The organism is Alitabrizicola rongguiensis (assembly GCF_021491355.1).
Classification (GTDB): Bacteria; Pseudomonadota; Alphaproteobacteria; order Rhodobacterales; family Rhodobacteraceae; genus Aliitabrizicola; species Aliitabrizicola rongguiensis.
Window position 1 is genome coordinate 109,214 of sequence record NZ_JAKENF010000003.1, and the last position, 26,894, is coordinate 136,107.

The following is a 26,894-nucleotide window of genomic DNA, read 5'->3' on the forward strand; positions in this document are numbered from 1 at the left end:
GGGTATGAGGGGCCGGTCTCTCTGACGCTGCCAGAGCCGCCATATAGCGATCGCAAGCTTCTCTCTCGCAGCCGAGCCGTGATTTGCCGGATACGCTTCTTCTATCCGTTGGCGCAGGCGCAGGCGGCACGGTGCGAATGGACAAAGTCGCCGCGCTCCTCTTGGTGGGAGAGGCACCGCATTGGATCAGACAGAACCCGAGTACTTCCGCACACTGACTGAGTACAATCTGCTTCCCTATGTAGGACTGCCCAACCGGCCTCGTACCCTCAGAGTGCCAGCCTGATCAGGTCTTCGGCCGTCAACCTCAATTCGGCGGCGCGGGCAAAGCTGGTGACATGGGCAAGCTTGGTCGCAGATGCGATGGGCGCGGTGACGCCGGGTTGCGCCATGACCCACGCCAGCGCCACCTCGGAGGGCTGCGCGCCGTGGCGTCCCGCGACCTCTTGCAAGGCGTCCAGGATCGCAAAGCCCCGAGGTGTCAGATACTTGGCAATGTCCTCGGCGCGCACCGACTGGGCGAAGTCCGCCTCGCTGAGGTATTTGCCGCTGAGGAAGCCCGAGGCCAGGCTGAAGTAAGTCACCACACCTAGCCCCTGATCCCGGCACAGGTCCTGCAAGGGGCCCTCGAAGCTGGCGCGGTCATAGAGGTTGTATTCCGGCTGCAGGACCTGATAGCGCGGCAGGCCCTTCTGACTAAGCTCCAGCGCTGCTCTCAATTGCCCCGCGTCCAGGTTCGAGGCCCCGATGGCGCGCACCTTGCCCGAAGCCAGCAGCGTGGCAAAGGCCGACAGGGTCTCTTCCTGCGGGGTCTCGGCATCGGGCCAATGCGAGAAATAGAGGTCAATCACATCGGTTTGGAGCCGACGCAAAGAGCTCTCGACGGCCCGGGTGATCCAGCCCGCAGACAGGCCCTTTTCCCCCGGCCGGCCGAGGTCGGAGCCCACCTTGGTAAAGATCGTCACCCGCTCGCGCATCCCCGGACGCGCCTTCAGCCAGCGGCCGATCAGCGTCTCGGATTCGCCGCCGTGGTTGCCCGGCGCCCAGTTGGAATAGACATCGGCCGTGTCGATTGCGTTGAAGCCGTGATCGACGAAGGCATCGAGGATGGCAAAACCGGTCGGCTCGTCGACGGTCCAGCCAAGGACATTTCCGCCGAAAACGACGGGAGCGGTGGTCAGGCCGGAGGGCCCAAGGGGACGGCGGATCATTTGAAGGCTCCCGAAGGGGGAAGGCCAAGGAGGCTGCGCGCCTCGGCCGGGTTTGCGATGGTGCGGCCAAGCTCGGTTACGAGTCGGGCCATGTCGGCTACGAGTTCGGCGTTGGAGGCGGCAAGGCGGCCCTTGCGCAGGAAGACATTGTCCTCAAATCCGACCCGCAGGCCATGGGCGCCCAAAAGTGCCGCCACGGCCAGCATGCGCCTTTGGTGGCGACCTATCGCGGTGACTGTCCAGCGCACATCGGCGGGCAACGGGCGCAACAGGGCCGGGATCGCCTCGGGCACGGCATCGATGCCGCCCGGCACGCCCAGAACCAGATTGACGTTCAGCGGGCCGGTCAGATGGCCCTCTTTCAGCATCCGGGCGGCGGCGACCGCATGACCCACGTCGAACAGCTCGATCTCGGGCACGATCCCCATCGCCCGCGCCTTGGCCGCCGAAGCGATGCTGTCGGGCCGCGAAGTCAGGAAAAGGTCGTCGCCGAAGTTCATCGACCCGGTTTCCAGCGAGCACATGTCGGGCCGGGCCTCTAGGGCGCGGGTGCGCTCTTCGATGGTCATCCAGACCGCACCGCCGGTTGACACCATGATGACCGGATCGGCCTTGGCCCGGATCGCCCGGATGGTGCGGTCAAACAGTTCGGGGTCGCCGCTTGGCGTGCCATCATCGAGCCGCGCATGCAGATGCACGACAGAGGCCCCGGCCGCGACCGCCTCGAGCGAGGCCACGGCGATTTCCTCGGGCGTGAAGGGGACGCCGGGGTGATGGTCCCGGGTGACCTCGGCGCCCACCGGCGCAACGGTCAGGATCACCGGCGCCTGGTTCCAGTCTGTCATTTGGTCTCCTTCAGGGTCATTGGGCCGAGGTGCCGCCATCGACCGGGACCAGCGCCCCGGTCATGAAGCTGGCGGCGTCGGACATGAGAAAGGCGGCGACCTTGGCGATTTCCGGGGCCTGGGCCACGCGGCCCATGGGGATGCCTTGAGCGAGGTTCGAGGCAATGGCGGTGCGATCCTGGCCGGGCTGCGCCAAGTCCATCATCGGCGTGTCGGTGTCACCGGGGCAGAGCGCATTGACGCGGACGCCTTGCGCGGCATGGTCCAGCGCCATGCAGCGCGCCAACTGCGCAAGGCCCGCCTTCGAGACCGCATAGGCCAAGGCCCCCTGCGCGCCCATCAGCGCCCAGTCCGAGGCGATGTGCAAGATCACCCCCCGTCGCGCCGCGATCATCCCCGGCAGAACAGCACGCGACATGCGAAAGGCCGCCGTCAGGTTCAGGTCCATCAGCCGATCCCAGTCTGCGTCCGTAGTGGTCAGGGCCGTACCGTTGGTAAGCATGCCCGCATTGTTCACCAACCCCGTGACAGGGCCTGCAAAGGCCTCGGCTGCCGCCACGACCCGTTCCGGCGCGCTGCGGTCCGCGAGGTCTTCGGCCACAAAAAGCACCGGGCCATGCCGGGAAAGCTCTGCCGAAATCGCCGCACCGGCCTTTAGGTTGCGCCCGACAAGGATCAGCGCCAGCTCGGGTCCCGCCAACTCTCGCGCGATGGCCGCACCGATGCCCGATGTGGCGCCCGTGATGATCGTCGTACCCATCGCCATGTCCGCTCGCCACAATTTGATCAAATTACGCTAGGCCGAGCGGCGAGGTGTTTCAAGCAAAAGCTTTGGCCGCGCGGCGCGGCCTGGCTCAGGCCTGCCCGCCCAGCCGCTGCAAAAGCCGCCCATAGACCTCTTGCCCCTTGCGGAAGGCCTCCAGCCGGAAGAATTCGTCGGGCGCGTGCAGGTTCTCGTCGTCATGGCTGAAGCCCAGAACAACGGTATGAAGGCCCAAGACATCGCGGAAGGTCGACAGGATCGGGATCGAGCCGCCGACACGGGTGCGGTAGGGCGTCTTGCCATAGACTTCCGCAAGGATGGTTTCGGCCAGGGCTGCGGCATTGTGGCCGCGGGGGATCAAGAGGGGATCGGAGCCGCCAGGGATGACCTGCAGCTCGGCGGTGACGCCGGGGGGCGTATGGGCGCACAGGTGTTCGGTCAGGCGGGCGGCCACACCTTCGGGCGTCTGGGCCGCAACCAGACGACAGGTGATCTTGGCCCGCGCCTCGGCAGGCAGCACGGTCTTGGACCCGGCCCCCTGCCAGCCCGAGGTCAGACCGTTCACATCGAGGGTCGGCCGCGCCCAAAGCCTTTCGCGCGTCGTATAGCCCGGCTCCCCGGCCGTGGCGGGGGCGCCGGTCTCGGCCAGCCAGGCGGCCTCGTCATAGGGGATGCGGGCGATGGCGGCGCGGTCTTCGTCGGTCAGGTGGATCACGTCGTCGTAAAACCCCGCCACGGTGATCGTTCCGTCGGTGGCCTTCATGCTGGCGAGGATCTGCGCCAGCGCCATGGCCGGATTGGCGATCCCGCCGCCATAAAGCCCGGAATGCTGATCGGCGCGCGGTCCCCTGACCACCAGCTCCAACTTGACGATGCCCTTCAACGCCTCGAGGATCTGCGGCTGGTCCGGCCGCCATTGCAGGCCATCGGCAGAAAAGATCATGTCGGCGGCCAGCTCGGGCGCCAGGCTCTGCACCGCATCGGGGATCGAGGGCGAACCGATCTCTTCCTCGCCCTCGACGAAGAACTTCACGTTCACCGGCAGAGGTCCCTGGGCCAGAAGCGCCTCGCAGGCGAGGATCGGCGTCATCAGCCCGCCCTTGTCATCCGAAGCGCCCCGACCATAGATGCGGCCCCCTCGGACTTCCGGGGCGAAGGGTGGCGAGGTCCAGGCCTCCAGCGGCTCGGGCGGCTGGACGTCGAAATGGCCATAGATCAGCACGGTGGGTTTGTCCGCCCCGGCATGGAGCCAGTCGGCCAGAACCACCGGATGGCCTTTGGTCGGGATGACCCGCGCGTGCTCCAGCCCCGCCGCCGTCAGCCGCGCCGCCACCCAATCCGCCGCCCGGACCATGTCGCCCTGATGCGTCGGATCGGCTGAGACCGAGGGGATGGCGATGAACTCCATCAACTCGGCAACATAGCGGGACTGGTGGCGGTCGAGATGGGTGGAAAAGGGCATGGGGCAGCACCTTGTTTATGACCGTTCGAGCATGACAGCTTGCGACGTCGAAACAAAGGGTTGGAAGACTTGTCCCCGCGGAGCATGCCATGAGTTGTCGGGCTCCTTGCCCTGCTGCGGCCCGGGAAGGTGCCACCCGGTCGGAGCTTACTTATTGCTGGTGCAGATCGCGGCTGCGTAGGGGGCAAGGAGCATCAACCGGCGCCTCTGAATCGGCGGCCCGAACCACGCCGTAGCAACTACTCGCCCTGATCCAAAGGGACAGATAGCCACTTTGAACCAAGGGTCGCCGCCAGCAACTGTCGCGTTCCTGGCTTGAGTTCAGATCAAGCCGAGGAGACGAAGCGTGCGCAGAGAACCGCTCCTCCGCGCACCTCCGCTCATTTGCAATCGCTGCGACCTCTTCGGAATGCGTGCTGCAAGGCAGCAGTTGCCGGCAGCAGCTTGGCGCTAAGCGCCGCGCCGATTGGGGCTTCTTTTCCTCATCGCTGTAAGCCTTTCGCATAGTCACTGCCGGCAAACACCCTACACTGCGCTATGGCGCAATGTTCTGATTGACCCTGAATAGATTGCCGGGGTCGAAACGACGCTTCAACTGGACGAGACGATCGTAATTGCTGCCATAGTTGGCCCGAACGCGCGAACTGTCGTCGTCGTCCATGAAGTTTACATAGCCGCCGACCTCGGAGTGCGGCGCGATCGCATCTGAATAGTCCTTTACCCATTTCGTGTCGACGTCATCCTGCGCCGGATCCGTCGATGCTGAAATGATCACCATCGAGAAGTTCGCGTCCCTATGCCCGAAGGCAGAGGCATCCGAAGCGACCCGGTGACAGGCCCCGTTGATCGGATAGAGATGCATCGTCGAGCTGACGTTCGGCGCCGCAGGTCCATGCTGGACATGCGCAGCAATTGCATCGTCGGTCAGTTCCTTGACGAAGTTACCCTTCCAGTATTGGCGGATCCCCGGCGGAAAAAGACCGTCGAAGGCAGCATTGATTGCTGGATAGGGAACCGGACCAACCATCTCGGCCTTTACCTCAGCGACATCGTGGAAAGCTTTAAACTGACGTTCGCCCTCTGCGGGATCGCCGGACCAGCATGCAACGATGGCCGCAAACATGTCACCGTGCCGATCTTCAGGGATGAATGGCAGCGGCGGAGCTATCTGGAACGCCGGAAAGGCCCCCATCTCGTCAGGAGCATGCTTGATATAGTCGCGATAGAAGCGAAGGATCGTCTCAGCCTCGCTGACCTCATAGAACATCGGTCCCCAGTACACATTCCTGACTGGATGGAGCTTGTATTCCAGTGAGGTGCAGACACCGAAATTACCACCCCCACCTCTGATGGCCCAGAATAGGTCTGGGTTCTCGTTTTCGTTGGCGACGATCATTTTGCCGTCAGCAGTCACAACATCAGCCGAAACGAGATTGTCGAGCGAAAGACCATGTCCCCGTGTCAGGTAGCCGATACCACCACCAAGCGTCAGTCCAGCGATTCCGGTCGTTGAGATGATCCCTCCAGGCGTGGCAAGACCGAACGCATTCGTCGCGGCATTGAAGTCACCCCAAGTTGCGCCCCCTTCTGCTCTGGCCGTCTTTCCGTTCGGGTCGATCCTGACACCACGCATTCGTGAGAAGTCGATGACAACCCCGCCGTCATTGGTACCAAAGCCTGGCCCGCTATGCCCTCCTCCCCTGATTGACAGTACATGACCGTTTTCTCTCGCGTAGTTGACCGTGGTCATTACGTCCCCGGCATTCATTACCCGCACGACAACGGCGGGGCGTTTGTCGATCATCCCGTTATGGACCGAACGTGCGTTCTCGTAATCTGCGTCACCTTCGACAATCACTTCCCCGCGCACCTGTTCACGGAGTTCGTCTGGTGTCTTGGCACTCATGTCTTCCTCCTGAATTACTGTTGGATAGCCGCAATCGGGCGGCCATTGGCTGCAGTGTGCTTGTAAGGCTATGGGATCAGGTAGGTTGCGACCGAACAGGGAACGTTTGAATTGTTCGCAAGGCTGGGCCCACCAATCCTTGATACCACATTTCGGGAAAGATCGGGCAATTCGTTTGGGCCGTGGCCACTTCCACTTCGTTAGCGGTAAGCGGGGGTTTCGGGAATTCTGAGGCCAGTTCGCCGTCAGCTCTCCCGCGGGTTAGAATACTCCACCCATTCCATCCACTGAGCCTGAGCAGGACGAAGAGACTAAGTGTCAGTGAAAGATCCAAAAGAGATACGCACAGAAGGTGAGAGGAAGGCAGCCCCCTTTACCCTCCCTTGCCAACCGACAAGGTACCACGGCTGCTCCCACATTCTTCTCCCACCACTTAAGACGCGAGAAATACCCATCGCATCTAGAAGCTTGTCTCCAGGCCTCGAAGTCCAAGGCACGATCGCGGGGGTGACGAGCTGACGAACTCATCCAGACACGACCCCGACGCGGAGACCGGTAACGGCCGGCCTTGCCGCCGGTGCTGTAAACCAGCGGGTACGAAGCACCGTCTGATCCGCCAAGGACGATGGCGCGCCCGTCGATCCTGACCTGCGGCTCAGAGGAACGGACAATCTTTTCGTGGTCGATTCCTCGGTCCTGCCCGGCCTTACCGCGGGCCCGATCCATGCCGCCGTCCTTGCCTTGGCCGAAACCTTCGCGCGCCACAGGCTGGCCGGTGGGGCGGGGCAGTGAGGCGCTCACCGCCGCCGGCAATCCGATTGGTCACGCACGATCCGAGCTGGCAGTCGGACATGTCTTGAGTTCAATGGACGTGTGTCGTGGCAGGGTTCCGCCCCTGAACGCTCAGGCGTCCGACGCGGCGAGGAGCTCAACCTGAGAGGCTGGGGAGCGCGTCAGGTCCTCCAGCGTCAGGCTTTCGATCAGGACGAGATACGACCAGAACACCTCGGCAAAGACCTTGCGGATGCGGCATGTGGTTTCGTCTGCGCAATCCTCGCAGCGCTGGTAGGACCGGCGGGAGAGGCATTGCAGCGGCGCGATCGGCCCGTCGATCATCCGCAGAAGCTCGCTTATCGGAATCTCGGACGGATCGCGGATAAGTTGGTATCCACCGTTTCGGCCGCGGATGCTGGCGATGTAGCCCGCATTGCGGATTTCCAGAAGGATGTGTTCAAGGAACCGCTTCGGCGTATCCGCGCGCCGTGCGATTTCCTCGATGCGCAGGGCTTGACCGGCGCCGGCCTTTTCGTCGGCGAGGACCAGAAGCGCCTTCAGCGCATATTTCATCTTCTGCGTGATCATGTCCCTTCGTAGGACACAGAGCCGCGCGGCTCAATCCCGAAGTGCCGCAACGGCAACGGAAGACGCTGAATCTTTTGGCAGGTTTCAGTCCGGTACGACTGGCCGCGGACCATGGCAGGGTCCGCGGCCGGACGAATTACTGCAACACTCCGGAGGTCTGAAGCTCCGGCGAGGCCACGAAGAAGCTCTTCGGCATGAAAAGCAGCGCCATGGCAGCCAAATAGACGGCGGCGAAGACAGCGATCGCCGCCACGCTACGCGACTTTTGCGAGGTTCTGATGGTCATGACTCCCCCAAGTTCGCTGAGTCGTAGGATTAATCTACCAAAGTCATCGTGATTCTTCCTCCCTTTTTGTTGGTCATGAGCGGATTGTTGTTCTGCCTTTGCCGGCCGAGGGAAGGAGATTGATCCGCCAGGCCGTGTTCGGCGGCAGGCGATGCGCGGTTCGTCACGTCGGAATCGGTGCCGATGCTCGTATAAGGGGGAACGAAGGCCCGCCCGGCATGGCGGGAGCCGAACACGAGGCACAGATGAGCGAAGACAAACCGGGGATCGACAGGCTCTTGGCGGACGGCCGCAGGAAGCGGCGCCGCTGGTTCTGGCTTGGCGTGCCGGTTGCCGCCCTGCTGCTGGCCGGCGGCTGGTATCTGGCCGGCGGGCTGGGCGGAAACAGCGCAGTTAGCTATGTGACCGAACCTGTCATCCGTGGCCCGCTTTCGGTCACTGTCACCGCCACGGGCACGATCGAGCCGATCACCCAGGTCGAGGTCTCGTCGGAGCTATCCGGCACGATTACTGCCGTCGAAGTCAACTACAACGACCGGGTCGAGGTCGGGCAGGTGCTGGCGCGGCTCGACGACACCAAGCTCAAGGCCGAAGTCGATACCGCCGAGGCTACGCTTCTGGCGGCCGAGGCCACGGTCGAGCGGTCGCAGGCCACGCTGGACGAGGCCGAGGAGAACCTGCGCTCGATCACGGCGCTCGACCTGCGCGGCGTGACCAAGCGGCTGGACCTCGTTGCGAACCAGGCAACGCGCAACCGGGCCAAGGCCGATCTCGCCATAGGCCAGGCAGATCGCAAGACCGCCGAGGCGAAGCTGGCGATGATGCGGGCCGATCTGGAAAAGTCGGTGATCCGCTCGCCGATCAAGGGTGTGGTGCTGTCGCGCGCCGCCGAGCCGGGCCAGATCGTCGCCTCGTCTTTGTCGGCGCCGACCTTGTTCACCCTGGCAGAGGACCTGAGCCGGATGGAACTGCGGGTTGATGTCGACGAGGCCGATATCGGCCAGGTCGCCGAGGGAAATGCCGCGACCTTTACCGTCGATGCCTTTCCTGGCCGCAGCTTTCCGGCCGTCATCACCCAGGTGCGCTTTGCGCCGGAAACCACCGACGGCGTGGTGACTTACAAGGCGATCCTGTCGGTGGACAATGCCGAACTGCTGCTGCGTCCCGGCATGACGGCAACAGCCGTCATCACGGTCAAGGAGGTGCCGGATGCGATGCTTGTCCCGAATGCTGCGCTGCGCTTCAGCCCGCCTGAAACGGCCGCGTCCAGTAGCGGCAGCAGCGGAAATGGCCTGCTTGGGCTCATCATTCCGCGCCCGCCTTCCGGGTCCGGCAGCCGGACGTCAGGCGAGGGGGCTGCGGTCTGGGTTCTGAGGGACGGCGCCCCGGTTCGCGTTCCGATCACCAAGGGTGACAGCGACGGTCGCCTGACGGCGGTCAGCGCCGAGGGCCTGAAGGATGGCGACCTTGTGATCGTCGACAGCCGCGAGGGGGCGTGATGGCGACAGCCAGTCTGTCCGGGGCCGCGCCACCGGTGATCGAGCTTCGCGACATCACCCGCCGCTATGGCAGCGGCGAGGCCGAGGTCGTCGCCCTGGGAGGCGTCAGCCTGACCATCCGACAGGGCGAATTCGTTGCCATCATGGGGCCGTCGGGGTCGGGGAAATCGACGGCGATGAACATCATCGGCCTGCTCGACCGGCCAACCAGCGGGCACTACCTGTTTCAGGGTCACGAGGTTGGACAACTCGACCAGGACCAGCGCGCGCTGCTGCGCCGCCACTACCTCGGCTTCATCTTCCAGGGCTTCAACCTGTTGCCGCGGACGACCGCCCTCGAGAATGTCGAACTGCCGCTGGTCTACAAGGCTGTGCCGGGGCCGGAGCGGATCGAACGGGCACGCGCCGCCCTGGCGAGGGTCGGGCTGGCCGGGCGTGAGGGGCATGACCCGTCGCAGCTGTCGGGGGGACAGCAGCAGCGCGTTGCCATCGCCCGGGCGCTGGCCGGGTCGCCCACGGTGATCCTGGCTGACGAACCGACCGGCAACCTCGACACGCAGCGGTCGCACGAGATCATGCAGCTTCTCACCCGGCTGAACCGCGACGAGGGGCTGACCATCGTCATGGTCACCCATGAAGAGCACATGGCGCATTACGCCAGCCGCCTGGTGGTCTTCGTCGATGGCACGGTGCAGAGCGACGGCCCGGTGCAGGGCGAGAACCTGCACGTGGCAAAGGGGGGCTGAACGATGCTGTGGGAAACCCTGCGCCTGGCCGTCCGCACGATCCGCCGCAACGTGCTGCGGTCGTTCCTGACCGTGCTCGGTGTGGTGATCGGGGTCGCGGCAGTGATCGCGATGCTCACGGTCGGGCAGGGGTCATCCCAGCAGGTCTCGGCCAGCGTGCAAAGCCTTGGGTCAAACGTGCTGGTCCTTCGCCCCGGCAAGCGGACCATGGGTCCGCCGACGCAGGGGGAGACGACGCGCGCCTTCACCCTGCGCGATGCCGATGCGCTGGCCGAACTGCCCGTCGTGGCGGCGGTCGCGCCAAGCACCAGCGCCTCGGTCACGGCTGTAGCCGGCAACGCCAACCTGACCACGACCGTCACCGGCACAACGGCGGGATACGTTCCCGTTGGCGGCTGGACGATGGCGATCGGGCGCAACTTCTCCGAAACCGAGGGGCGCAGCGGTGTGCTCTACTGCATCATCGGCGAGACGGTGCGCGAAAAGTTGTTCGGACGCGCCGACCCGGTCGGGCAGTCGATCCGGGTCAAGGGCCTGTCCTGTGAGGTGATCGGGCTGCTTTCGCCCAAGGGCGCGACGTCCTTCGGGCGCGACCAGGACGATACGATCCTGATGCCCATCCGGGCGGTGCAGCGCAGGATGACCGGAAACGACGATGTCGGCAGCATCAGCCTGACGCTTGCCGAGGGGGTCAGCAGTGCCTCGGCGCAGCGCGAGATCGCGGCCCTGATGCGCGAGCGGCGGCGGATTGCCGAGGGGCAGGACGACAATTTCAGCATCACCGACATGAAAGAGATCGCCTCGATGCTGACCGGGATCAACGCGGTACTGACCGGGCTGCTTTCCTCGGTGGCGGCAGTCAGCCTTCTGGTCGGCGGTATCGGCATCATGAACATCATGCTGGTCTCGGTGACCGAGCGGACACGAGAGATCGGCATCCGGCTTGCGATCGGGGCGCAGTCTGGTCAGGTTCTGATGCAGTTTCTGATCGAAGCGGTGGTGCTTTCGGTCCTGGGCGGCGTCATCGGAATCGCCACTGGCCTGGCGATGGCCTATGTCGCGGCCCAGGTCATGGCGATCCCCTTCACGCCGCAGATTGGCGTGGTGCTACTGGCCTTTGGCTTTTCCGCGTTGGTGGGTGTCGTCTTCGGCTATTTCCCGGCCCGCCGGGCCGCCAGGCTCGATCCGATCGAAGCGCTGCGTCATCAATAGTGGGCCCAGGAAAGCGAACGGCCCCCGAAGTTCGGGGGCCGCATCCATTGCTGTCAGGGATTTGCCGGGTTGCGGCAGCGATCAGAAGCTGTAGGTCACCGCGAAGACGGGGCCGCTCATTCCAAGGTCGACGTTCGAATTGGTGTCGCCCACGTCCTTGTTGACGTTCATGTAGCGCCAGCCGGCCTGGGTCGACCAGGCATCGTTGATCTTGTAGGTCACACCTGCATAGAGCTGCCAGGTCTCGCTGTCGCCGGTGCCGCCCCAGTCGGCGAAGCCGTTGACAAGCCACTGGTCGTTGATCGGAATGGTCAGCCGCGCGGCGATCAGCGGATCGATCCAGCTGGTGCTGCTGGAGCTTTCCCAGGTGGACGCCAGGTTCCCGCCCAGGATCGTGTCGAATTTCATATCGAAGTAGCGGAAGCCGACACCGGCGTCGAACTGGATCTTCGGATCCGCGGCAAGACGGTAAAGGGCATAGCCGCTGACCGCGGTCAGTTTCGTTTTGAAGGTCGCATCCGAGAAGAGCGCCCCGAACGGGGTCGACTTCGATGCCGACAGGTCGGCATACATCAGGTCACCGACAAGGCCCCATTTGCCGTTCTGCGCGGCGATGTGGCCCATGAACGCCATGTCGAGGGCGTTCACCGTGTCGGCCGGGCTGTTGTCGCTCGACACCGAACCATAGGGCGTATCGGCCGTCGCGCTCAGACCCGGAACCCAGGCGTACAACGACAGGTCGTACCGCCAGTCACCAGCGCTGGCCGCCGAGGTGCCCGCGGCAAGCGTAGCTGCGGCGAGCAGGATTGCAGATTTCATTTCAATCTCCGTCGTCTTGTCAGCCGCTCCGGGCCACCATACAATATTTTCTTCTGTTTTTCAGAGTTTGTCGAGTGCCGCCGGGCGTTGCTCAGGCCGCTATTTGGCATCAGGCGCCATTATTGAGGTGCGCCCGGACGTTTCGGGCGCACCTCGAGGATTCAGTTACTTCTGAGCGGCTTCGCAGGCGGTCGCCATCTCGATGGCGTCAGCGCTGCCGTCGAGCGACTGCTGGACGATGGTGTTGCCATCGGCGATGAACGTCAGGACCTTGCCGGTCACGAGCGTGCCGAACAGGTCGCCGGTCTCGAATACCATCTCGACGCCCGGCATGGTGTCGACCTGAATGCCCTTGGCCTGGGCGATGATCGCCGCCGCGTCATCGACCTGGTAGGCGACGTCGTACTTGTGGTCGAGCTTGAACTCTTTCCACGCGGGCGAGAAGCTGGTGATCGAGGTCTTCGTCGCCTTGTCGAGGAAGGCGAGACGCAGGAAGCTGCCATCATCGTACTGCACCTGCGCGACGCAGTTGTTGCCGTGGTTCGGGTCGGAGAAAATCTGCCAGGCGCCCGAGGTTCCGAATGGCACGAGATCCAGCGCGTAAAGCGGGGTCGAGAGGGCCAGCGAGGCCAGAAGGGGGGCGATGATGCGTTTCATGTCTAATTCTCCAGACGGTTCGATCGACGCGAGCCGGTTATCGGCTCCGCGCGACGTCGGGTCTCTAGCAGCGGAGATTGGCGCAGACTTGACTTCGTGTGCCAAAATGGGGCCGGCGATAGGCTGATCCTGCCAGCTGGTGGCGGAACTCAGCCGCCCGTGTGGCTCATGTGGCGGGACATTTGGCCCGTAACCGATTGGCGCGAATAGTCGAAATCGTGACCCTTGGGTTTGCGGGCGATGGCGGCGCGGATGGCGTTTTCAAGCGCCGCATCGTCCGGGCCGGCGCGAAGGGGCGCGCGCAGGTCGGCCATGTCTTCCTGCCCGAGGCACATGTAAAGTTCGCCCGTGCAGGTCAGCCGCACGCGGTTGCAGCTTTCGCAGAAGTTGTGGGTCAGGGGCGTGATGAAGCCGATTTTCTGGCCGGTCTCTTCCAGCCGCACATAGCGTGCCGGCCCGCCCGTCCGCTCGGCCAGGTCGGTCAGGGTGAACCGCTCTGAAAGGCGCCCCCGCAGATCCCTCAGCGACCAGTATTGATCCAGCCGGTTGTCCTCGCCCATGTCGCCCATCGGCATGACCTCGATGAAGGTCAGGTCGTGGCCTTCGCGGGCGCACCAGTCGACGATGGGAAACAGCTCGTCCTCGTTGACGCCCTTCAGCGCGACGGTGTTGATCTTGACCCCGAGGCCGGCTTTCCGCGCCGCCTCGATCCCGTCGAGCACCTGACCCAGCCGTCCCCACCGGGTGATGCGCGCAAACTTCTCCACCTCGAGTGTGTCGAGCGAGACGTTGATCCGCTTCACGCCCGCCGCAGCAAGATCGGCGGCATAGCGCTGCAGCTGCGATCCATTGGTGGTGACCGTCAATTCCTTCAGCGCGCCGCTTTCCAGATGCCGGGACATGGCGTTGAAGAAGGTCATGATGCCCTTGCGGACCAGTGGCTCGCCCCCGGTGATGCGCAGTTTCTCGACCCCAAGCCGCACGAAGGCCGAACACATGCGGTCCAGCTCCTCCAGCGTCAGCAGGTCGGCCTTCGGCAGGAAGGTCATGTTCTCGCTCATGCAGTAGACGCAGCGGAAATCGCAGCGGTCAGTGACCGACACGCGCAGATAGCTGATCGCGCGCTGGAACGGGTCGATGAGGGGGGCGCTGGCGGACATTGCAAAGACTTAGGCCCGCACCGGAGCGTCGGCAAGCAGGAACGCGGGCGCGGCTCAATCCGCCAGCGGCACCTCGGCCGGCAGATCGAGCGGCGCGCCTTGTCCGACCGCCAGCACTTCCTCGCGCAGGATGCGGGCGATCTGGGCGGCGTCGGCGGGTGAGAAGGTCAGCGGCAGCCGCATGTCGATCAACCCGGCCAGCACGCGGTCGGTCCGGGGCAGGGGGGCAGGATCGGCATAGCGCCAGTGTTCGTAGCGCGAGGTGAAGGCCACGGGTTCGGGCGCGCCGAACCATTTCATTTCGACCCCGCGCGCCGCCGATCGGGCGATCAGGGCGCGGATCTGCTCTGGCGTCCAGTTGGGCAACAGGAACTGGAACGAAGAGCCGACGAAATGCTCCTCCGCCGGCCGGCGGATCAGGCGAAGGCCGGGCGTATGCTCCAGGCCGGTCTCGAGCGTCCGGTAAAGCACCTCCCATCGCGCCACCCGCTCGGCCAGCGTCTTCAGTTGTGGCCGCAGGATCGCCGCGCGCAGGTTGTCCATCCGCGACGAGATATTGGGGGTGTCCAGCCGGACGCCCTCGAACACCTCGGGCGGCGGGGCGGCGCGGTGGCGGGCGTAAAGCATGTAGCTGCCCGACAGCAGGATCGCCCGCGCCATCGCCCGGGCGTCATCCGAGATAAGCAGGCCCCCCTCGCCGGAATTCGCATGCTTGTAGGTCTGGGTCGAATAGCAGCCCATCAGCCCGTGTCGGCCCGATGGCACTCCGCGCCATGTCGCCCCCATCGTATGGGCGCAATCTTCGATCACCGTCAGCCCCTCGGCCCTGGCGATGGCCATCAGCCGGTCCATGTCGCAGAGATGCCCGCGCATGTGGGACAGCAGAAGCACCTTCGCCCCGCTCGCACGCGCCTTGGGGGCGATGTCGTCAAGGTCGATGGTCAGGTCTTCGGTCACTTCGACGAAGACCGGCCTGCCGCCAACCGCCGCAATCGCACCGGGGACGGGCGCCAGCGTGAAGCCGTTCGACAGGACCGCATCGCCCGGCTTCACCCCCGCCGCCCGAAGCGCGGTCGTCATGGCGGACCCGCCCGAGGCGACCGCGAGGCAGTATTTCGCCCCAGTCAGCGCCGCGAATTCTTCCTCAAGCAGCGCGGCCTCGGCGATCTCGCCCGGTGCGGTGTTGTAGCGGTGCAGCCGTCCGTGGCGCAGGACCGCCAGCGCGGCCGCGATGCCCTCCTCGGGGATCGGTTCCTGCTGGGTGAAGCTGCCGGTGAACACCTCGGGCATATGAATCAGGCCTCCCTGGCCTTGGCTGCCGGGCGCCGGACGATGATCAGGAACAGGCCGAGCGTCACGACAAGCAGGACGGCGGCAAGGTTGTAGGCCACATCCGGCGACCGATAGGGTGAGTCGTCAGCCATGAACCGACCGAAGACCTGGGCAAAGGTCAAGGTCCCGCCCAGCATCGCCAGGTTCGTGACCGCCGAGATCCCGCCCTGCAGCTCGCCCTGGGCATTGTCGGGCACGGCCTTCGACATCATCGCCGTCAGCATGGGGTGGACGAAACCCTCAGGGCCGTGGATCAGAAGAAGGATCAGGACCCCGCTCAGCGTCGTGACAAGGCCGTAGCCGGCCGCTGCGGCAACCGCCGCGACCAGCCCAATCAGCGCGACCCGCCATTCCCCAAGCCGTGCGACGGCCGGACCGGTCAAGACGCCCTGGAAGACCGCTGTGACGATCCCAAAGGCCGCCAGCGTCAACCCGACCGTCGCTGCGCCCCATCCGAATTTCGCCATTCCCCAGAAGGCCCAGACCGCCGGATAGACTGACGAGGCAAAGAAGAACACGCTCAGCACCGCCAGAAGCGGCAGCACCCCGGCATAGCGTCGGAACACCATCAGCGCACCGAAGGGGTTGGCGCGGCGCCAGTCGAAGGGGCGGCGCTTGTCCGCTGTCAGGCTCTCGGGAAGCACGAACCAGCCGTAAACGAAGTTGATCCCAGATATTCCTGCCGCGACGAAGAAGGGCACGCGCGCGCCGAATTCGCCCAGCAGGCCACCGATCGCCGGTCCAAGCACGAAGCCCACGCCAAACGCTGCCCCCATCAGGCCGAAGGCGCGCGCCCGGCCTTCGGGCGGGGTCACGTCGGCGATATAGGCGTTGGCGATGACATAGGACGATCCGCAGACCCCGGCGAGAACCCGCCCGACGAACAGCCAGGTGAGGTTCGGGGCCAGCGCGCAGAACAGGAAATCAAGGCCGAGGCCGAAGATCGCCAGCAACAAGAGCGGCCGCCGCCCGTACCGGTCGGACAGGTTTCCCATCAGCGGGCTGAAGGCAAACTGAGCCAGCGAAAAGGCTACGAAGATCCAGCCGCCGATGATCGAGGCGGCGGCAAGATCCATGTGGCCGACCTCCTCGATCAGAAGCGGCAGGATGGGCATGATGATGCCGAAGCCCACCATGTCGAGAAAAACGGTGACAAGCGCAAAGACCACCGCATGGGACGAGGCGGGTGAGGCAGACATGAATATGTTCCGGTAATGTTCGCGCCGGGACGCTAGGGGGACTGCGACATTCTGTCAACCGCGATTGCGCAGCCGGCCTCGATGTCAGGCCGGCAGGAAGCGGCGCGCGATGCCGGGCAGGTCGTCGAAATGGTCGAGCAGCGCCTCGGGCTCCATGCGGGCCACCTCGCGTCCCTCGGGCCCGAATGTCACCAGCACGACCGGCACGCCGGCATTGCGGCCGGTCTGGCGATCGGTGTCGGTATCGCCGATCAGGATCGCCCGGTCGCGGCTGCCGCCGACACGCGAAAGGGCAAGATTCAGCGGCGCAGGATCGGGTTTGCGCACCGGCAGTGTATCGGCGCCCACCAGCGCGCCGAACAGGCCTCGCACGCCCAGCCGCTGCATCAGCGTCTCGGCCAGGCCTTCGGGCTTGTTGGTGCAGATCGCGGTGGCATAGCCGTCGGAGCGCAGGCGCTCCACCGCATCCACGGCACCGGGATAAAGCCGGGTATGGACGTCGATCGCATCGGAATAGGCGGACAGAAGGTGCGGATACTGCGCATCGACCAATGCCTCGTCCGGTGTGCCCAGCCGCTTGAACCCCAGCCGCAGCATCGCCCGTCCGCCATGGAAGGCGGTCAGCGCATCGCGTTCGTCCAGCATGTCGCCATGGCCGAGGGCGCGGAAGCAGGCATTGGCAGCGGCCAGCAGGTCCCCGCTGGTATCGGCCAGCGTTCCATCCAGATCGAAGACCACGGTGCGCATCTGCTGTAACCTTGCGTGAAGTCAGGGGTCTTGCGGCCCCGCCCGACCCGGATAAAACGGGGGCCGGTCGAAGGAAAGGGGTTCCATGCCCAACTCATCACGCGTTTCGTTGATCGTGCTGGCGGCGGGGCAGGGCACCCGGATGAACTCCGATCTGCCCAAGGTCCTTCACAGGGTGGCCGGGGCGCCGCTGCTGCACCATGCGCTTCGGGCGGGAATGGCGCTTGAGCCACAGCATGTCGTGGTTGTCACCGGTCATGGCGGCGAGGCCGTTGCAGCCTCCGCCCGCGATTTCGACGAAACCGCTTCGGTCGTCGTACAGGAGCCGCAGCTTGGAACGGCGCATGCCGTGGCCCAGGCCGCGCCGATCCTGGCAGAGGTGCCGGGCGATGCGATCGTGCTGTATGGCGACACGCCCTTCATTCGCGAGGACACGCTGCAGGCAATGCGCGACGCCCGCGCCCGCCATGCCGTTGTGGTGCTGGGCTTCGAGGCGCGCGATCCCGGCCGCTACGGGCGGCTCATCACACGGGGCGAGGAGCTGGACCGCATCGTCGAGTTCAAGGATGCCAGCGCCGCCGAACGCGAGATCACACTGTGCAATTCCGGCGTGATCTGTGCCGAGGCGAAGCTTCTATTCCAGCTGGTCGCCGAGGTCGGAAACGCCAACGCAGCCGGGGAATACTACCTGACCGACATCGTGGAGCTGGCCCGCAAGCGCGGCCTGTCGGCGGGCGTCGTGGTCTGCGACGAGGCCGAGACAATGGGCGTCAACACCCGCGCGCAGCTGGCCGAGGCCGAAGCGGCGTTCCAGTCGCGCGCCCGGGCCGAGGCGCTGGAAAACGGCGTGACACTAACCGCGCCCGAGACGGTGTTCTTCGCGATGGACACGGTCGTGGGGCGCGATGCGATCATCGGGCCGAACGTGCTGTTCGGGCCGGGCGTGACGATCGAAAGCGGGGCCGAGGTCAAGGGTTTCTGCCATCTCGAGGGCTGCCACATCTCGCGCGGCGCCCAGGTCGGCCCGTTCGCCCGCCTGCGGCCCGGGGCCGAACTGGCCGAGGACGTGCATGTCGGCAACTTCGTCGAGATCAAGAACGCCATCCTCGACGAGGGCGTGAAGGTCGGCCACCTGACCTATCTCGGCGATGCCGAGGTGGGCGAGCAGACCAACATCGGCGCGGGTACGGTGACCTGCAACTACGACGGGGTGATGAAGCACCGCACGGTGATCGGCAAGCGCGTCTTCATTGGCTCGGACACGATGCTGGTCGCCCCCGTCCGCGTCGGGGACGAGGCGATGACGGCCAGCGGCTCGGTCATCACAGAAAACGTCCCGGCGGGTGCGCTGGCCGTGGCGAGGGCGAGGCAGGTGAACAAGGACGGATTTGCCGTTCGCCTGATGGAGAAACTCCGCGCCGTTAAGGCCGCGAAGAAGGACAACACCTGATGTGCGGGATCATTGGCATTCTGGGCCACCACGAGGCGGCGCCGCTTCTGGTGGAGGCGCTGAAACGGCTGGAATACCGGGGCTATGACTCCGCAGGCATTGCCACGGTGAACAAGGGCCGGCTCGACCGGCGCCGGGCGGTGGGCAAGCTCGTGAACCTGTCGGACCTGCTGGTCCATGAACCGCTCGCCGGCAAGGCGGGCATCGGGCATACGCGGTGGGCCACCCACGGCGTGGCGACGGTCAGGAACGCCCACCCCCACAAGGCGGGCCCGGTGGCGGTCGTCCATAACGGCATCATCGAGAACTTCCGCGAGTTGCGGGCCGAGATTGCCGAGGCCGGCTATGCCTTCGAATCCGAAACCGATACCGAGACGGTCGCCCTTCTGGCGCAGCTCTACATGGCGCGCGGCATGACCCCGGTCGAAGCGGCGCGCGAGACGCTCGGGCGGCTGCATGGGGCCTTCGCGCTCTGCTTCCTCTTCGACGGCGAGGAGGACCTGATGATCGCGGCCCGCAAGGGCAGCCCGCTTGCCATCGGGCATGGCGACGGCGAGATGTTCGTGGGCTCCGACGCGATCGCGCTGGCGCCGCTGACCGACCGCATCACCTATCTCGAGGAAGGCGACTGGGCGGTGGTCACCCGCAAGGGCGCGCAGATCTATGACGCGGCCGGCCGGCTTGCCAACCGATCCGAGACCCGCATCCAGATCGACGCGACGCGGGTCGAGAAGGCTGGTTACAAACACTTCATGGCCAAGGAGATCGCCGAGCAGCCGGTGGTGCTGGCCGATGCGCTGAAGCATTACCTGACCGCCGACGGCAAGGCGCTGCACCTGCCGGGTGTCGATTTCACCGGCGTTGACCGGCTGACGCTGGTCGCCTGCGGCACGGCCTCCTATGCCTGCCATGTGGCGAAATACTGGTTCGAGCGGCTGGCGGGGCTGCCCGTCGATGTCGATGTCGCCTCGGAGTTCCGCTACCGCGAGCCACCCTTGTCGCCCGCCTCCTGGGCGGTGTTCGTCAGCCAGTCGGGCGAGACGGCGGACACGCTCGCGGCCCTGCGCTATGCGCAAGACAAGGTGGCGCGGACGCTCGCGGTGGTGAACGTGCCGACCTCGTCGATCGCGCGGGAAAGCGACCTGGCCTTGCCGATCCTCGCCGGGGTCGAGATCGGCGTCGCCTCGACCAAGGCCTTCACCTGCCAGCTTCTGGTGCTGGCGCTGCTCGCGCTGAAGGCGGGGCGCGACCGGGGCGTGCTGGATGATGCGGCCCTCGCCGGGCATCTGGAAACGCTCGGCACGCTGCCGGGGCTGATGAACCACACGCTTGGTCTGTCCGCCGACATCACCAGGGTGGCCGAGAAGCTGGCCGAGGCGCAGGACATCCTGTTCCTCGGGCGCGGCCCGATGTTCCCGCTGGCGCTGGAAGGCGCGCTGAAGCTGAAGGAGATCAGCTATATCCACGCTGAAGGTTATGCCTCTGGCGAACTCAAGCACGGACCGATCGCGCTGATCGACCAGCATGTGCCGGTGATCGTTCTGGCCCCGCGTGATGGGCTGTTCGACAAGACGGTGTCGAACATGCAGGAGGTGATGGCGCGGCACGGCAAGGTGCTGCTTCTGTCCGATGCCGCCGGCGTGGCCGAGGCGGGCCAGGGCTGCTGGAAGACGCTGACCCTGCCCGAGGTCGCCGAGCCCTTCGCCCCGATCCTCTACGCCATCCCCGCGCAACTGCTGGCCTACCACACCGCCATCGCCAAGGGCACCGATGTCGACCAGCCGCGCAACCTCGCCAAGTCGGTCACTGTGGAATGACGCCCGAGGTCGCGCTCGCCGCGCTGGAGGCCCAGGCGGATGCCGGCCGGGCGGCCGAGATGCTGGCCTATCACAAGCTGCCCCGCCGCTACCTTGGCGTTCCCGTCCCGGTCATCGCGGACTTGGCGACCTCCTGGCGAGAGGAGTTGACGCCGGACGAGCGGGCGGCGCTCGCCGACGCCCTTTGGCAGACCGACATTCACGAGGCGCGTGTCGCTGCGGCCAAGCTCCTGACACAGGCGCGCATCCGGCCCGATGGCGCCGTCTGGTCGGTGCTGCTTTCCTGGGTTCCGACCTTCGATGCCTGGGCGATCGCCGATCATGCCTGTGATGCCATCGAGCGGCGGCTTGTCGCAGACCCGACGCGGCTCGACGTCGTCGAGGCCTGGACGCGCGACCCTTCGATGTGGGTGCGCCGAGCCGCGCTGGTCGCGACGCTGCCCTGGACGAAACAGAACTTTCCCAAGCCGGAAGACCTTGCGATCCGCGACAGGGTTCTGGGCTGGGCGGCGGGCTACGCCGACGATCGCGACTGGTTCATCCAGAAGGCCATCGCCTGGTGGCTGCGCGACCTGTCGAAGCATGACCCTGACCGGGTCCGTGCCTTCCTGTCCGTGCATGGGGCGCGTCTCAAGCCCTTCGCCCGGAAGGAAGCCTGCAAGTATCTCGACGGCTGAGCGCAGCCCCCAAATGCGCTGCCGCCCCGCGAGGGTCGGGGCGGCAGGCAGTAAGGTCGAAGTTTCAGAAGTTGTAGACGACCGAAACGCCATAGACGAGCGGATCGACCTCGACCTTGCCGATATCGGCGCCGTTCAGCGTCACGTCGCTTTCGATGCCGATCCAGCGCGCATCCAGCCGGATCGCCCAGTTCTCATCGAAGGCGTAGTCGACGCCCAGATGCCCGGCCAGACCCCAGGAGTTCTCGATGTCGATGTCGCCGAGGGGCGAGTCCGAGTCATAAAAGACGGTGTAGTTCACACCGACGCCCACGAAGGGGGTGAAGGCCGAACTGTTCGCGAAGTGATACTGCAGCGACAGGGTCGGAGGCAGAACCTTGGTGCTCGCGGCTTCCGTGCCGTTGAGCGAGACGTTGTGCTCGAACGGAACAGCGGCAAGAAGCTCGATGCCGACATTCTTGTAGACGAAGTACTCGCCGGTGATGGTCGGACGGGTCGAACTGTCGATCGTGGCATTGGCCCCGGCAAGGTTGCCGTTGTCTGTCTTGGGGTCGACGGTCGCGATTCCGAGGCTGATGGACCAGCTTCCGGCATCCTGCGCTGCGGCGGGCATAGCGGTGGCCAAGGCAAGGGCGGCGGCGGAAAAGAGAAGTTTCGCGTTCATCTTTCTGTTTCCATTATGTAATTCGTGGCAACTCCTTTCCCCCGAATTGCGGTGTTCTGCATGATCTGGATCAAACCAGCCTCTCCTGTGGCAACCCGTCGCAGCGGGGGCTCTTGAAGCGGATGTCCGGTGGGGCATTGCGGGGATCGCCATTGACGCAGGGGCAGCGATCCATCAGCAATCGGACATCAACCCGCCAGCCACATCCGGGGCACGATGGCCGACCTTGGCAGTCTTATTCCCGCAGGCAAGGAAAGCCTGCTGAACACCCGGTTTCCCGGCCTTGTTGAGGTGCTGACCTGGGTCGAAGCCGGGATCGATCTTTTCGCGATCCTGGTGATGCTGGCCGGCGTGCTGCGATTTGCGGCTGCCTTTCTGGGGGCAGAACGGCGCAGGAACGGCCGGATCGCGGCGCTCGATACGGCGCGGATGGAGCTTGGGCGCTACATTCTGGCCGGGCTGGAACTGATGATCGTCTCCGACATCATCGAAACGGCACTCAGTCTGCAGCTTTCCGATCTCGTTTTCCTTGGCCTTCTCGTCCTGATCCGGTCGGTCATCAGCTACTTCCTTGACCGCGAGATGGGCGAGATATCGCGCCATGGCGACGGACCCGGGGCCTGACCGACCCGGGTCGCGCGGAGAAGAATCGCCTGGCTTCGCACCTGCCGCACCCGCCAATGCCGCAATGCCGCATTCCGGTTCTGCGCATGGCCGGGCAGTGCCGGATATCCCGCCCGAAAAGGCGTCGATCCCGCGGAAAAACGGGCTCTTGTCCGGCCACCTTCGGTTGACCCCGCGCGGGGGGCAGAGTAAACGAAGCGCTGAACCGTGATCGGGCCGGACAGGCCCGTGCGCAAGCGATGTGCCAGCCGAAGGAGCCACCTGGTGGACGATCTTCTCCGAGAATATCTGCCAATTCTCATCTTTCTGGTCATCGCGGTCGGTCTGGGGCTGGTCCTGATCCTGTCCGCGGCGATCCTCGCGGTCCGCAATCCCGACCCGGAGAAGGTCTCGGCCTACGAATGCGGTTTCAACGCCTTCGACGATGCGCGGATGAAGTTCGACGTGCGCTTCTATCTCGTCTCGATCCTGTTCATCATCTTCGACCTCGAGGTGGCGTTCCTGTTCCCCTGGGCCGTGGCGTTCAAGGACGTCTCGATGATCGGTTTCTGGTCGATGATGGTGTTCCTCGGCGTTCTGACCGTCGGCTTCGCCTATGAATGGAAGAAAGGGGCCCTGGAATGGGAGTGAGCACCTCTGCCAACCACGCGGGCGGCGATCACGAGGTTGCCGTTCAGGCCCTCAACGCCGAACTGCAGGACAAGGGCTTTATCCTCACCTCGACCGAGGACATCATCAACTGGGCGCGCATCGGTTCGCTGCACTGGATGACCTTCGGCCTGGCCTGCTGCGCCGTCGAGATGATGCATACGTCGATGCCGCGCTACGACCTTGAACGCTTCGGCACCGCGCCCCGTGCTTCACCGCGCCAGTCGGACCTGATGATCGTCGCGGGGACCCTGACCAACAAGATGGCACCGGCGCTGCGCAAGGTTTACGACCAGATGCCCGAACCGCGTTACGTGATCTCGATGGGATCCTGCGCGAACGGCGGCGGCTACTACCACTACAGCTATTCGGTGGTGCGTGGCTGCGACCGGATCGTGCCGGTCGACATCTACGTTCCGGGCTGCCCGCCCACGGCAGAGGCGCTGCTCTACGGCATCCTGCAGTTGCAGCGGAGAATCCGCCGCACCGGCACCATCACGCGCTGAGGAGGCCCGCATGACCGACGTCGCGACCCGCGAGGCCCAGATCACCGAGTCCCTCGCCGAACTGTCTGCGCATATCGAGCTGAAGAAGGGCGACCTGCTTCAGGGCAACGCCATCGCCAATGGAGAACTGACGCTGCGCGTTGCGGCGCAGAATCTTCCTGCGCTTGTCGAATTCCTGCGCAGCGAAGCGACCTGCCGCTTTTCGACGCTGGTCGACATCACCGCCATCGACTATCCCGAGCGGGAAGAGCGTTTCGACGTGGTGTACCATTTCCTGTCGATGTACCGGAACCAGCGCATCCGGGTGAAGGTCGCCACCGGCGAGATGGAGATGGTGCCCTCGCTGATCGCGATCCACCCCTCGGCCAACTGGTTCGAGCGCGAGGTGTTCGACATGTTCGGCATCCTGTTCTCGGGCCATCCCGATCTGCGCCGCCTTCTGACCGACTACGGCTTCCGCGGTCATCCGCTGCGCAAGGACTTCCCGACCACCGGCTATATCGAGGTCCGTTATGACGACGCGCGCAAGCGCGTGGTCTACGAGCCGGTGAAGCTGGTGCAGGAATATCGGCAATTCGACTTCATGTCGCCGTGGGAGGGTGCCGAATACATCCTTCCGGGCGACGACAAGGCCAAGGCCTGACGGGCCGAGGGGGAGCAAGATGATGGACGGCAGCTTCGACGACGTTCTGACGGGCGAACAGCGCATCCGCAACTTCAACATCAACTTCGGCCCGCAACACCCTGCGGCGCATGGCGTTCTTCGCCTTGTGCTGGAGCTTGACGGCGAGATCGTCGAACGCTGCGACCCGCATATCGGCCTGCTGCACCGCGGGACCGAGAAGCTGATGGAAAGCCGGACGTATCTGCAGAACCTGCCGTATTTCGACCGGCTGGACTATGTGGCGCCGATGAACCAGGAACATGCCTGGTGCCTGGCGATCGAGAAGCTGACCGGCACCGTCGTGCCGCGCCGCGCCCAGCTGATCCGCGTGCTCTATTCCGAGATCGGCCGCATCCTGAACCACCTCCTCAACGTTACCACGCAGGCGATGGACGTGGGCGCGCTGACCCCGCCGCTCTGGGGCTTCGAAGAGCGCGAAAAGCTCATGGTCTTCTACGAGCGGGCCTGCGGCGCGCGCCTGCACGCGGCCTATTTCCGGCCGGGTGGGGTGCACCAGGACCTGCCGCCGGATCTGCTCAATGACATCGAGGAATGGGCCACCCATTTCCCGAAGGTGCTGGACGACATCGACGGCCTCCTGACCGAGAACCGCATCTTCAAGCAGCGCAACGCCGATATCGGCGTCATCTCCGAGGAAGAGATCCAGCACTGGGGCTTCTCGGGCGTGATGGTGCGCGGCTCGGGTCTGGCCTGGGACCTGCGCCGGGCCCAGCCCTACGAATGCTACGATGAGTTCGACTTCAAGATCCCGGTCGGCAAGAACGGCGACTGCTACGACCGCTATCTCTGCCGAATGGCCGAGATGCGCGAGTCGACCTCGATCATCCATCAGGCGATCGCCAAGTTGCGCGAGCCGGCCGGAAAGACCGACGTGCTGGCGCGCGGCAAGATCACGCCGCCGAAGCGGGGCGAGATGAAGACCTCGATGGAGGCGCTTATCCACCACTTCAAGCTTTACACCGAGGGCTTCCACGTGCCGGCGGGCGAGGTCTATGCCGCCGTCGAAGCGCCCAAGGGCGAGTTCGGCGTCTACCTTGTCGCCGACGGGACCAACAAACCCTACCGCGCCAAGATCCGCGCCCCGGGCTTTGCCCACCTTCAGGCGCTGGACCATATCTGCAAGGGCCACCTGCTGGCCGACGTCTCGGCGATCATCGGGACACTGGACATCGTTTTCGGAGAGGTCGACCGCTGATGCTGCGCCGCCTTCACGCCCACCAGCCCGCAAGCTTCGCCTTCACCCCGGCGAACCTCGAATGGGCCAAGGGCCAGATCACCAAGTATCCCGAGGGCCGTCAGGCCAGCGCCATCATTCCGCTTCTGTGGCGCGCGCAGGAACAGGAAGGCTGGCTGACCCGCCCGGCGATCGAATATGTCGCTGACATGCTGGGCATGGCCTATATCCGGGCGCTGGAGGTTGCGACCTTCTACTTCATGTTCCAGCTGCAACCCGTTGGAACCGTTGCGCATATCCAGATCTGCGGCACCACGACCTGCATGATCTGCGGCGCCGAGGACCTCATCGCGGTCTGCAAGGAACTGATCGCGCCCAAGGCGCATCAGCTTTCGGCCGACGGCAAGTTCAGCTGGGAAGAGGTCGAATGCCTCGGCTCCTGCTCGAACGCGCCGATGGCCCAGATCGGCAAGGACTATTACGAGGACCTGACCCCGCAGAAGCTGCGCGAGCTGATCGCCCGCTTCTCGAAGGGCGAGGTTCCGGTGCCCGGTCCGCAGAACGGACGGTACGCGGCCGAGCCGCTGACCGGCCTGACCGCGCTGAAGGAGTTCGAAAGCGGGCGGACACAGTACAATGCCTCGGTCCAGCTTGCGGTGGATATCGGTGACACGGTCAAGCGCATCGACGGGACGGAAGTCCCGCTGCTGACGCCATGGCTGGGCAAGGCCGCGAAGGCGCCGGCCGTCAAGGCCGCACCGAAAGCCGAACCGAAGCCCAAGGCCGAGCCGAAAGCCAAGGCCGCGCCGAAAGAGAAGGCAGAGCCCGCCGCTCTTGCCGAGATGCCCGCCCCCAAGGCTCCGCGCGCCCGCAAGAACGATGGCGCAACCGGCGTTCTGGCCGATGCGATCGCCGCCGCCTCGGCGCCGCGCAAGCCGCGCGGGCTGAAGGCCGCCCGCAAGGGCGTTCCCGACGATCTGAAGGCGATCGAGGGGATCGGGCCGAAGCTTGAGGAACTGCTGCACTCGCTCGGGTATTTCCATTTCGACCAGATTGCCAAATGGACCGAGTCCGAAATTGCCTGGGTCGATGAGAACCTGCAGGGCTTCAAGGGCCGCGTGACCCGCGACAAGTGGGTGGCGCAGGCGAAACTGATCCTCGAGGTCGGGATGGAGGAATTCCTCCGCCGGGCCAAGACGAACGACTACTGAGGCGCCGTAGATGACCCCGGAACAGGATCGTCATCTCGCACGTCAGGCCCGACTGGTGTCGGTGGTCCTGGCTGCAACGATGATCCTGTGGATGGGGGCATCATGGCTGGGCGGGCAGATGGGTCTGGAGACCCGCTATGCCTTCCTGTTCGACATGGCCGCGATGGCCGCCTTTATCTGGGCGCTGATCGTGACCGCCCGCATCTGGCGCGCGCGCCGGAACAGCTGAGGA

General features: G+C 65.0%; 27 protein-coding genes and 1 pseudogene. 14 read left to right on the forward strand and 14 right to left on the reverse strand.

Annotation, left to right across the window (positions count from 1 at the left end):
• Positions 1-269 precede the first annotated feature (269 nt).
• The 5 genes from L0V05_RS11995 to L0V05_RS12015 form a co-directional block, all read right to left on the reverse strand.
• Complete coding sequence (locus L0V05_RS11995; RefSeq protein ID WP_234870780.1) at positions 270-1,211, reverse strand: aldo/keto reductase; 942 nt, start codon at positions 1,209-1,211, stop codon at positions 270-272.
• A complete protein-coding gene (locus L0V05_RS12000; RefSeq protein ID WP_234870781.1) occupies positions 1,208-2,056 on the reverse strand; it encodes a beta-keto acid cleavage family enzyme in 849 nt (282 codons plus the stop codon). The genes L0V05_RS11995 and L0V05_RS12000 overlap by 4 nt, the downstream gene beginning before the upstream one ends.
• A gap of 16 nt (positions 2,057-2,072) precedes the next feature.
• Positions 2,073-2,822, reverse strand: a complete 750-nt coding sequence (locus tag L0V05_RS12005) for an SDR family NAD(P)-dependent oxidoreductase (RefSeq protein ID WP_234870783.1) — start codon at positions 2,820-2,822, stop codon at positions 2,073-2,075.
• A gap of 88 nt (positions 2,823-2,910) precedes the next feature.
• Positions 2,911-4,281, reverse strand: a complete 1,371-nt coding sequence (locus tag L0V05_RS12010; protein WP_234870785.1) for a dipeptidase — start codon at positions 4,279-4,281, stop codon at positions 2,911-2,913.
• Positions 4,282-4,816: 535 nt separating this feature from the next.
• On the reverse strand, positions 4,817-6,187 hold the full coding sequence (locus L0V05_RS12015) for an FAD-binding oxidoreductase (RefSeq protein WP_234870787.1): 1,371 nt from the start codon (positions 6,185-6,187) through the stop codon (positions 4,817-4,819).
• 630 nt (positions 6,188-6,817) lie between these two features.
• Between L0V05_RS12015 and L0V05_RS12020 the strand changes: the two are divergent.
• Positions 6,818-6,979: pseudogene (locus L0V05_RS12020) on the forward strand (GMC oxidoreductase); the annotation flags it as partial.
• 111 nt (positions 6,980-7,090) lie between these two features.
• Here the strand turns inward: L0V05_RS12020 and L0V05_RS12025 are convergent.
• Both L0V05_RS12025 and L0V05_RS12030 read right to left on the reverse strand, forming a co-directional pair.
• Positions 7,091-7,549: an Rrf2 family transcriptional regulator gene (locus tag L0V05_RS12025; RefSeq protein WP_234870791.1), complete on the reverse strand. Its 459-nt coding sequence runs from the start codon at positions 7,547-7,549 to the stop codon at positions 7,091-7,093.
• A gap of 136 nt (positions 7,550-7,685) precedes the next feature.
• Positions 7,686-7,835, reverse strand: a complete 150-nt coding sequence (locus tag L0V05_RS12030) for a hypothetical protein (protein WP_234870793.1) — start codon at positions 7,833-7,835, stop codon at positions 7,686-7,688.
• 245 nt (positions 7,836-8,080) lie between these two features.
• Here L0V05_RS12030 and L0V05_RS12035 point away from each other — a divergent pair, with 245 nt between their 5' ends.
• Genes L0V05_RS12035 through L0V05_RS12045 form a run of 3 tightly spaced genes read left to right on the forward strand, consistent with a single transcriptional unit; the run spans position 8,081 to position 11,292 of the window.
• Entirely contained in the window at positions 8,081-9,334 is a 1,254-nt protein-coding gene (locus L0V05_RS12035; RefSeq protein WP_234870795.1) for an efflux RND transporter periplasmic adaptor subunit, read from the forward strand.
• Entirely contained in the window at positions 9,334-10,080 is a 747-nt protein-coding gene (locus L0V05_RS12040; protein WP_234870797.1) for an ABC transporter ATP-binding protein, read from the forward strand. The genes L0V05_RS12035 and L0V05_RS12040 overlap by 1 nt, the downstream gene beginning before the upstream one ends.
• 3 nt (positions 10,081-10,083) lie before the next feature.
• Positions 10,084-11,292, forward strand: a complete 1,209-nt coding sequence (locus tag L0V05_RS12045; RefSeq protein ID WP_234870799.1) for an ABC transporter permease — start codon at positions 10,084-10,086, stop codon at positions 11,290-11,292.
• A gap of 81 nt (positions 11,293-11,373) precedes the next feature.
• On the opposite strand, the gene L0V05_RS12050 is transcribed toward L0V05_RS12045, so the two are convergent.
• The 6 genes from L0V05_RS12050 to L0V05_RS12075 form a co-directional block, all read right to left on the reverse strand.
• A complete protein-coding gene (locus tag L0V05_RS12050) occupies positions 11,374-12,111 on the reverse strand; it encodes a porin family protein (protein WP_234870801.1) in 738 nt (245 codons plus the stop codon).
• 165 nt (positions 12,112-12,276) lie between these two features.
• The gene (locus L0V05_RS12055; protein WP_234870803.1) at positions 12,277-12,768 is read right to left on the reverse strand and encodes a hypothetical protein; all 492 of its coding nucleotides are present in this window, start codon (positions 12,766-12,768) and stop codon (positions 12,277-12,279) included.
• A 149-nt stretch (positions 12,769-12,917) separates the two neighbouring features.
• Positions 12,918-13,928 carry a GTP 3',8-cyclase MoaA gene (gene moaA, locus L0V05_RS12060; RefSeq protein ID WP_234870805.1) on the reverse strand — a complete coding sequence of 337 codons (1,011 nt, stop codon included), beginning with the start codon at positions 13,926-13,928 and terminating at the stop codon, positions 12,918-12,920.
• A gap of 54 nt (positions 13,929-13,982) precedes the next feature.
• Positions 13,983-15,218: a DegT/DnrJ/EryC1/StrS family aminotransferase gene (locus tag L0V05_RS12065; RefSeq protein ID WP_234870807.1), complete on the reverse strand. Its 1,236-nt coding sequence runs from the start codon at positions 15,216-15,218 to the stop codon at positions 13,983-13,985.
• Positions 15,219-15,223: 5 nt separating this feature from the next.
• Positions 15,224-16,459 carry a TCR/Tet family MFS transporter gene (locus tag L0V05_RS12070; protein ID WP_234870809.1) on the reverse strand — a complete coding sequence of 412 codons (1,236 nt, stop codon included), beginning with the start codon at positions 16,457-16,459 and terminating at the stop codon, positions 15,224-15,226.
• Positions 16,460-16,543: 84 nt separating this feature from the next.
• Positions 16,544-17,206 (reverse strand): HAD-IA family hydrolase, encoded by a 663-nt coding sequence (locus tag L0V05_RS12075; RefSeq protein ID WP_234870811.1) that lies wholly within the window; start codon positions 17,204-17,206, stop codon positions 16,544-16,546.
• A gap of 85 nt (positions 17,207-17,291) precedes the next feature.
• On the opposite strand from L0V05_RS12075, the gene glmU reads away from it, so the two are divergent.
• Genes glmU through L0V05_RS12090 form a run of 3 tightly spaced genes read left to right on the forward strand, consistent with a single transcriptional unit; the run spans position 17,292 to position 21,150 of the window.
• Positions 17,292-18,656, forward strand: a complete 1,365-nt coding sequence (gene glmU, locus L0V05_RS12080; RefSeq protein ID WP_234870813.1) for a bifunctional UDP-N-acetylglucosamine diphosphorylase/glucosamine-1-phosphate N-acetyltransferase GlmU — start codon at positions 17,292-17,294, stop codon at positions 18,654-18,656.
• On the forward strand, positions 18,656-20,473 hold the full coding sequence (glmS, locus tag L0V05_RS12085) for a glutamine--fructose-6-phosphate transaminase (isomerizing) (protein WP_234870814.1): 1,818 nt from the start codon (positions 18,656-18,658) through the stop codon (positions 20,471-20,473). Before glmU ends, glmS begins: the two co-directional genes overlap by 1 nt.
• Entirely contained in the window at positions 20,470-21,150 is a 681-nt protein-coding gene (locus tag L0V05_RS12090) for a DNA alkylation repair protein (protein WP_234870816.1), read from the forward strand. Before glmS ends, L0V05_RS12090 begins: the two co-directional genes overlap by 4 nt.
• A 64-nt stretch (positions 21,151-21,214) precedes the next feature.
• Here L0V05_RS12090 and L0V05_RS12095 read toward each other — a convergent pair whose 3' ends face one another.
• The gene (locus tag L0V05_RS12095; protein WP_234870818.1) at positions 21,215-21,814 is read right to left on the reverse strand and encodes an OmpW/AlkL family protein; all 600 of its coding nucleotides are present in this window, start codon (positions 21,812-21,814) and stop codon (positions 21,215-21,217) included.
• Positions 21,815-22,030: 216 nt separating this feature from the next.
• Between L0V05_RS12095 and L0V05_RS12100 the strand changes: the two genes are divergently transcribed.
• The 7 genes from L0V05_RS12100 to L0V05_RS12130 all read left to right on the forward strand — a co-directional run bounded on the left by L0V05_RS12100 (position 22,031) and on the right by L0V05_RS12130 (position 26,891).
• Positions 22,031-22,438: a DUF1622 domain-containing protein gene (locus tag L0V05_RS12100; RefSeq protein ID WP_234870820.1), complete on the forward strand. Its 408-nt coding sequence runs from the start codon at positions 22,031-22,033 to the stop codon at positions 22,436-22,438.
• Between the two features lie 264 nt (positions 22,439-22,702).
• Positions 22,703-23,068 carry an NADH-quinone oxidoreductase subunit A gene (locus L0V05_RS12105; RefSeq protein ID WP_234870822.1) on the forward strand — a complete coding sequence of 122 codons (366 nt, stop codon included), beginning with the start codon at positions 22,703-22,705 and terminating at the stop codon, positions 23,066-23,068.
• Positions 23,059-23,592: a NuoB/complex I 20 kDa subunit family protein gene (locus tag L0V05_RS12110; RefSeq protein WP_234870824.1), complete on the forward strand. Its 534-nt coding sequence runs from the start codon at positions 23,059-23,061 to the stop codon at positions 23,590-23,592. The genes L0V05_RS12105 and L0V05_RS12110 overlap by 10 nt, the downstream gene beginning before the upstream one ends.
• 40 nt (positions 23,593-23,632) lie before the next feature.
• Entirely contained in the window at positions 23,633-24,235 is a 603-nt protein-coding gene (locus L0V05_RS12115) for an NADH-quinone oxidoreductase subunit C (protein ID WP_234872177.1), read from the forward strand.
• Between the two features lie 22 nt (positions 24,236-24,257).
• Positions 24,258-25,472, forward strand: coding sequence for an NADH-quinone oxidoreductase subunit D (locus L0V05_RS12120; RefSeq protein WP_234870825.1), 1,215 nt, complete (start codon positions 24,258-24,260; stop codon positions 25,470-25,472).
• Complete coding sequence (locus tag L0V05_RS12125; protein WP_234870827.1) at positions 25,472-26,662, forward strand: NADH-quinone oxidoreductase subunit E; 1,191 nt, start codon at positions 25,472-25,474, stop codon at positions 26,660-26,662. Before L0V05_RS12120 ends, L0V05_RS12125 begins: the two co-directional genes overlap by 1 nt.
• A gap of 10 nt (positions 26,663-26,672) precedes the next feature.
• On the forward strand, positions 26,673-26,891 hold the full coding sequence (locus L0V05_RS12130; protein WP_234870829.1) for a DUF5337 domain-containing protein: 219 nt from the start codon (positions 26,673-26,675) through the stop codon (positions 26,889-26,891).
• Positions 26,892-26,894 lie beyond the last annotated feature (3 nt).

Bases quoted from the DNA above. Each gene is read 5' to 3' on its own strand.
- L0V05_RS12050 (WP_234870801.1), bottom strand. From the start codon at position 12,111: ATGAAATCTGCAATCCTGCTCGCCGCAGCTACGCTTGCCGCGGGCACC.
- glmU (WP_234870813.1), top strand. From the start codon at position 17,292: ATGCCCAACTCATCACGCGTTTCGTTGATCGTGCTGGCGGCGGGGCAG.
- L0V05_RS12005 (WP_234870783.1), bottom strand. From the start codon at position 2,822: ATGGCGATGGGTACGACGATCATCACGGGCGCCACATCGGGCATCGGT.
- L0V05_RS12130 (WP_234870829.1), top strand. From the start codon at position 26,673: ATGACCCCGGAACAGGATCGTCATCTCGCACGTCAGGCCCGACTGGTG.
- L0V05_RS12025 (WP_234870791.1), bottom strand. From the start codon at position 7,549: ATGATCACGCAGAAGATGAAATATGCGCTGAAGGCGCTTCTGGTCCTC.
- glmS (WP_234870814.1), top strand. From the start codon at position 18,656: ATGTGCGGGATCATTGGCATTCTGGGCCACCACGAGGCGGCGCCGCTT.
- L0V05_RS12070 (WP_234870809.1), bottom strand. From the start codon at position 16,459: ATGTCTGCCTCACCCGCCTCGTCCCATGCGGTGGTCTTTGCGCTTGTC.
- L0V05_RS12125 (WP_234870827.1), top strand. From the start codon at position 25,472: ATGCTGCGCCGCCTTCACGCCCACCAGCCCGCAAGCTTCGCCTTCACC.
- L0V05_RS12040 (WP_234870797.1), top strand. From the start codon at position 9,334: ATGGCGACAGCCAGTCTGTCCGGGGCCGCGCCACCGGTGATCGAGCTT.
- L0V05_RS11995 (WP_234870780.1), bottom strand. From the start codon at position 1,211: ATGATCCGCCGTCCCCTTGGGCCCTCCGGCCTGACCACCGCTCCCGTC.
- L0V05_RS12110 (WP_234870824.1), top strand. From the start codon at position 23,059: ATGGGAGTGAGCACCTCTGCCAACCACGCGGGCGGCGATCACGAGGTT.
- L0V05_RS12100 (WP_234870820.1), top strand. From the start codon at position 22,031: ATGGCCGACCTTGGCAGTCTTATTCCCGCAGGCAAGGAAAGCCTGCTG.
- L0V05_RS12075 (WP_234870811.1), bottom strand. From the start codon at position 17,206: ATGCGCACCGTGGTCTTCGATCTGGATGGAACGCTGGCCGATACCAGC.
- L0V05_RS12095 (WP_234870818.1), bottom strand. From the start codon at position 21,814: ATGAACGCGAAACTTCTCTTTTCCGCCGCCGCCCTTGCCTTGGCCACC.
- L0V05_RS12015 (WP_234870787.1), bottom strand. From the start codon at position 6,187: ATGAGTGCCAAGACACCAGACGAACTCCGTGAACAGGTGCGCGGGGAA.
- L0V05_RS12065 (WP_234870807.1), bottom strand. From the start codon at position 15,218: ATGCCCGAGGTGTTCACCGGCAGCTTCACCCAGCAGGAACCGATCCCC.
- moaA (WP_234870805.1), bottom strand. From the start codon at position 13,928: ATGTCCGCCAGCGCCCCCCTCATCGACCCGTTCCAGCGCGCGATCAGC.
- L0V05_RS12055 (WP_234870803.1), bottom strand. From the start codon at position 12,768: ATGAAACGCATCATCGCCCCCCTTCTGGCCTCGCTGGCCCTCTCGACC.
- L0V05_RS12010 (WP_234870785.1), bottom strand. From the start codon at position 4,281: ATGCCCTTTTCCACCCATCTCGACCGCCACCAGTCCCGCTATGTTGCC.
- L0V05_RS12045 (WP_234870799.1), top strand. From the start codon at position 10,084: ATGCTGTGGGAAACCCTGCGCCTGGCCGTCCGCACGATCCGCCGCAAC.
- L0V05_RS12090 (WP_234870816.1), top strand. From the start codon at position 20,470: ATGACGCCCGAGGTCGCGCTCGCCGCGCTGGAGGCCCAGGCGGATGCC.
- L0V05_RS12000 (WP_234870781.1), bottom strand. From the start codon at position 2,056: ATGACAGACTGGAACCAGGCGCCGGTGATCCTGACCGTTGCGCCGGTG.
- L0V05_RS12120 (WP_234870825.1), top strand. From the start codon at position 24,258: ATGGACGGCAGCTTCGACGACGTTCTGACGGGCGAACAGCGCATCCGC.
- L0V05_RS12035 (WP_234870795.1), top strand. From the start codon at position 8,081: ATGAGCGAAGACAAACCGGGGATCGACAGGCTCTTGGCGGACGGCCGC.
- L0V05_RS12030 (WP_234870793.1), bottom strand. From the start codon at position 7,835: ATGACCATCAGAACCTCGCAAAAGTCGCGTAGCGTGGCGGCGATCGCT.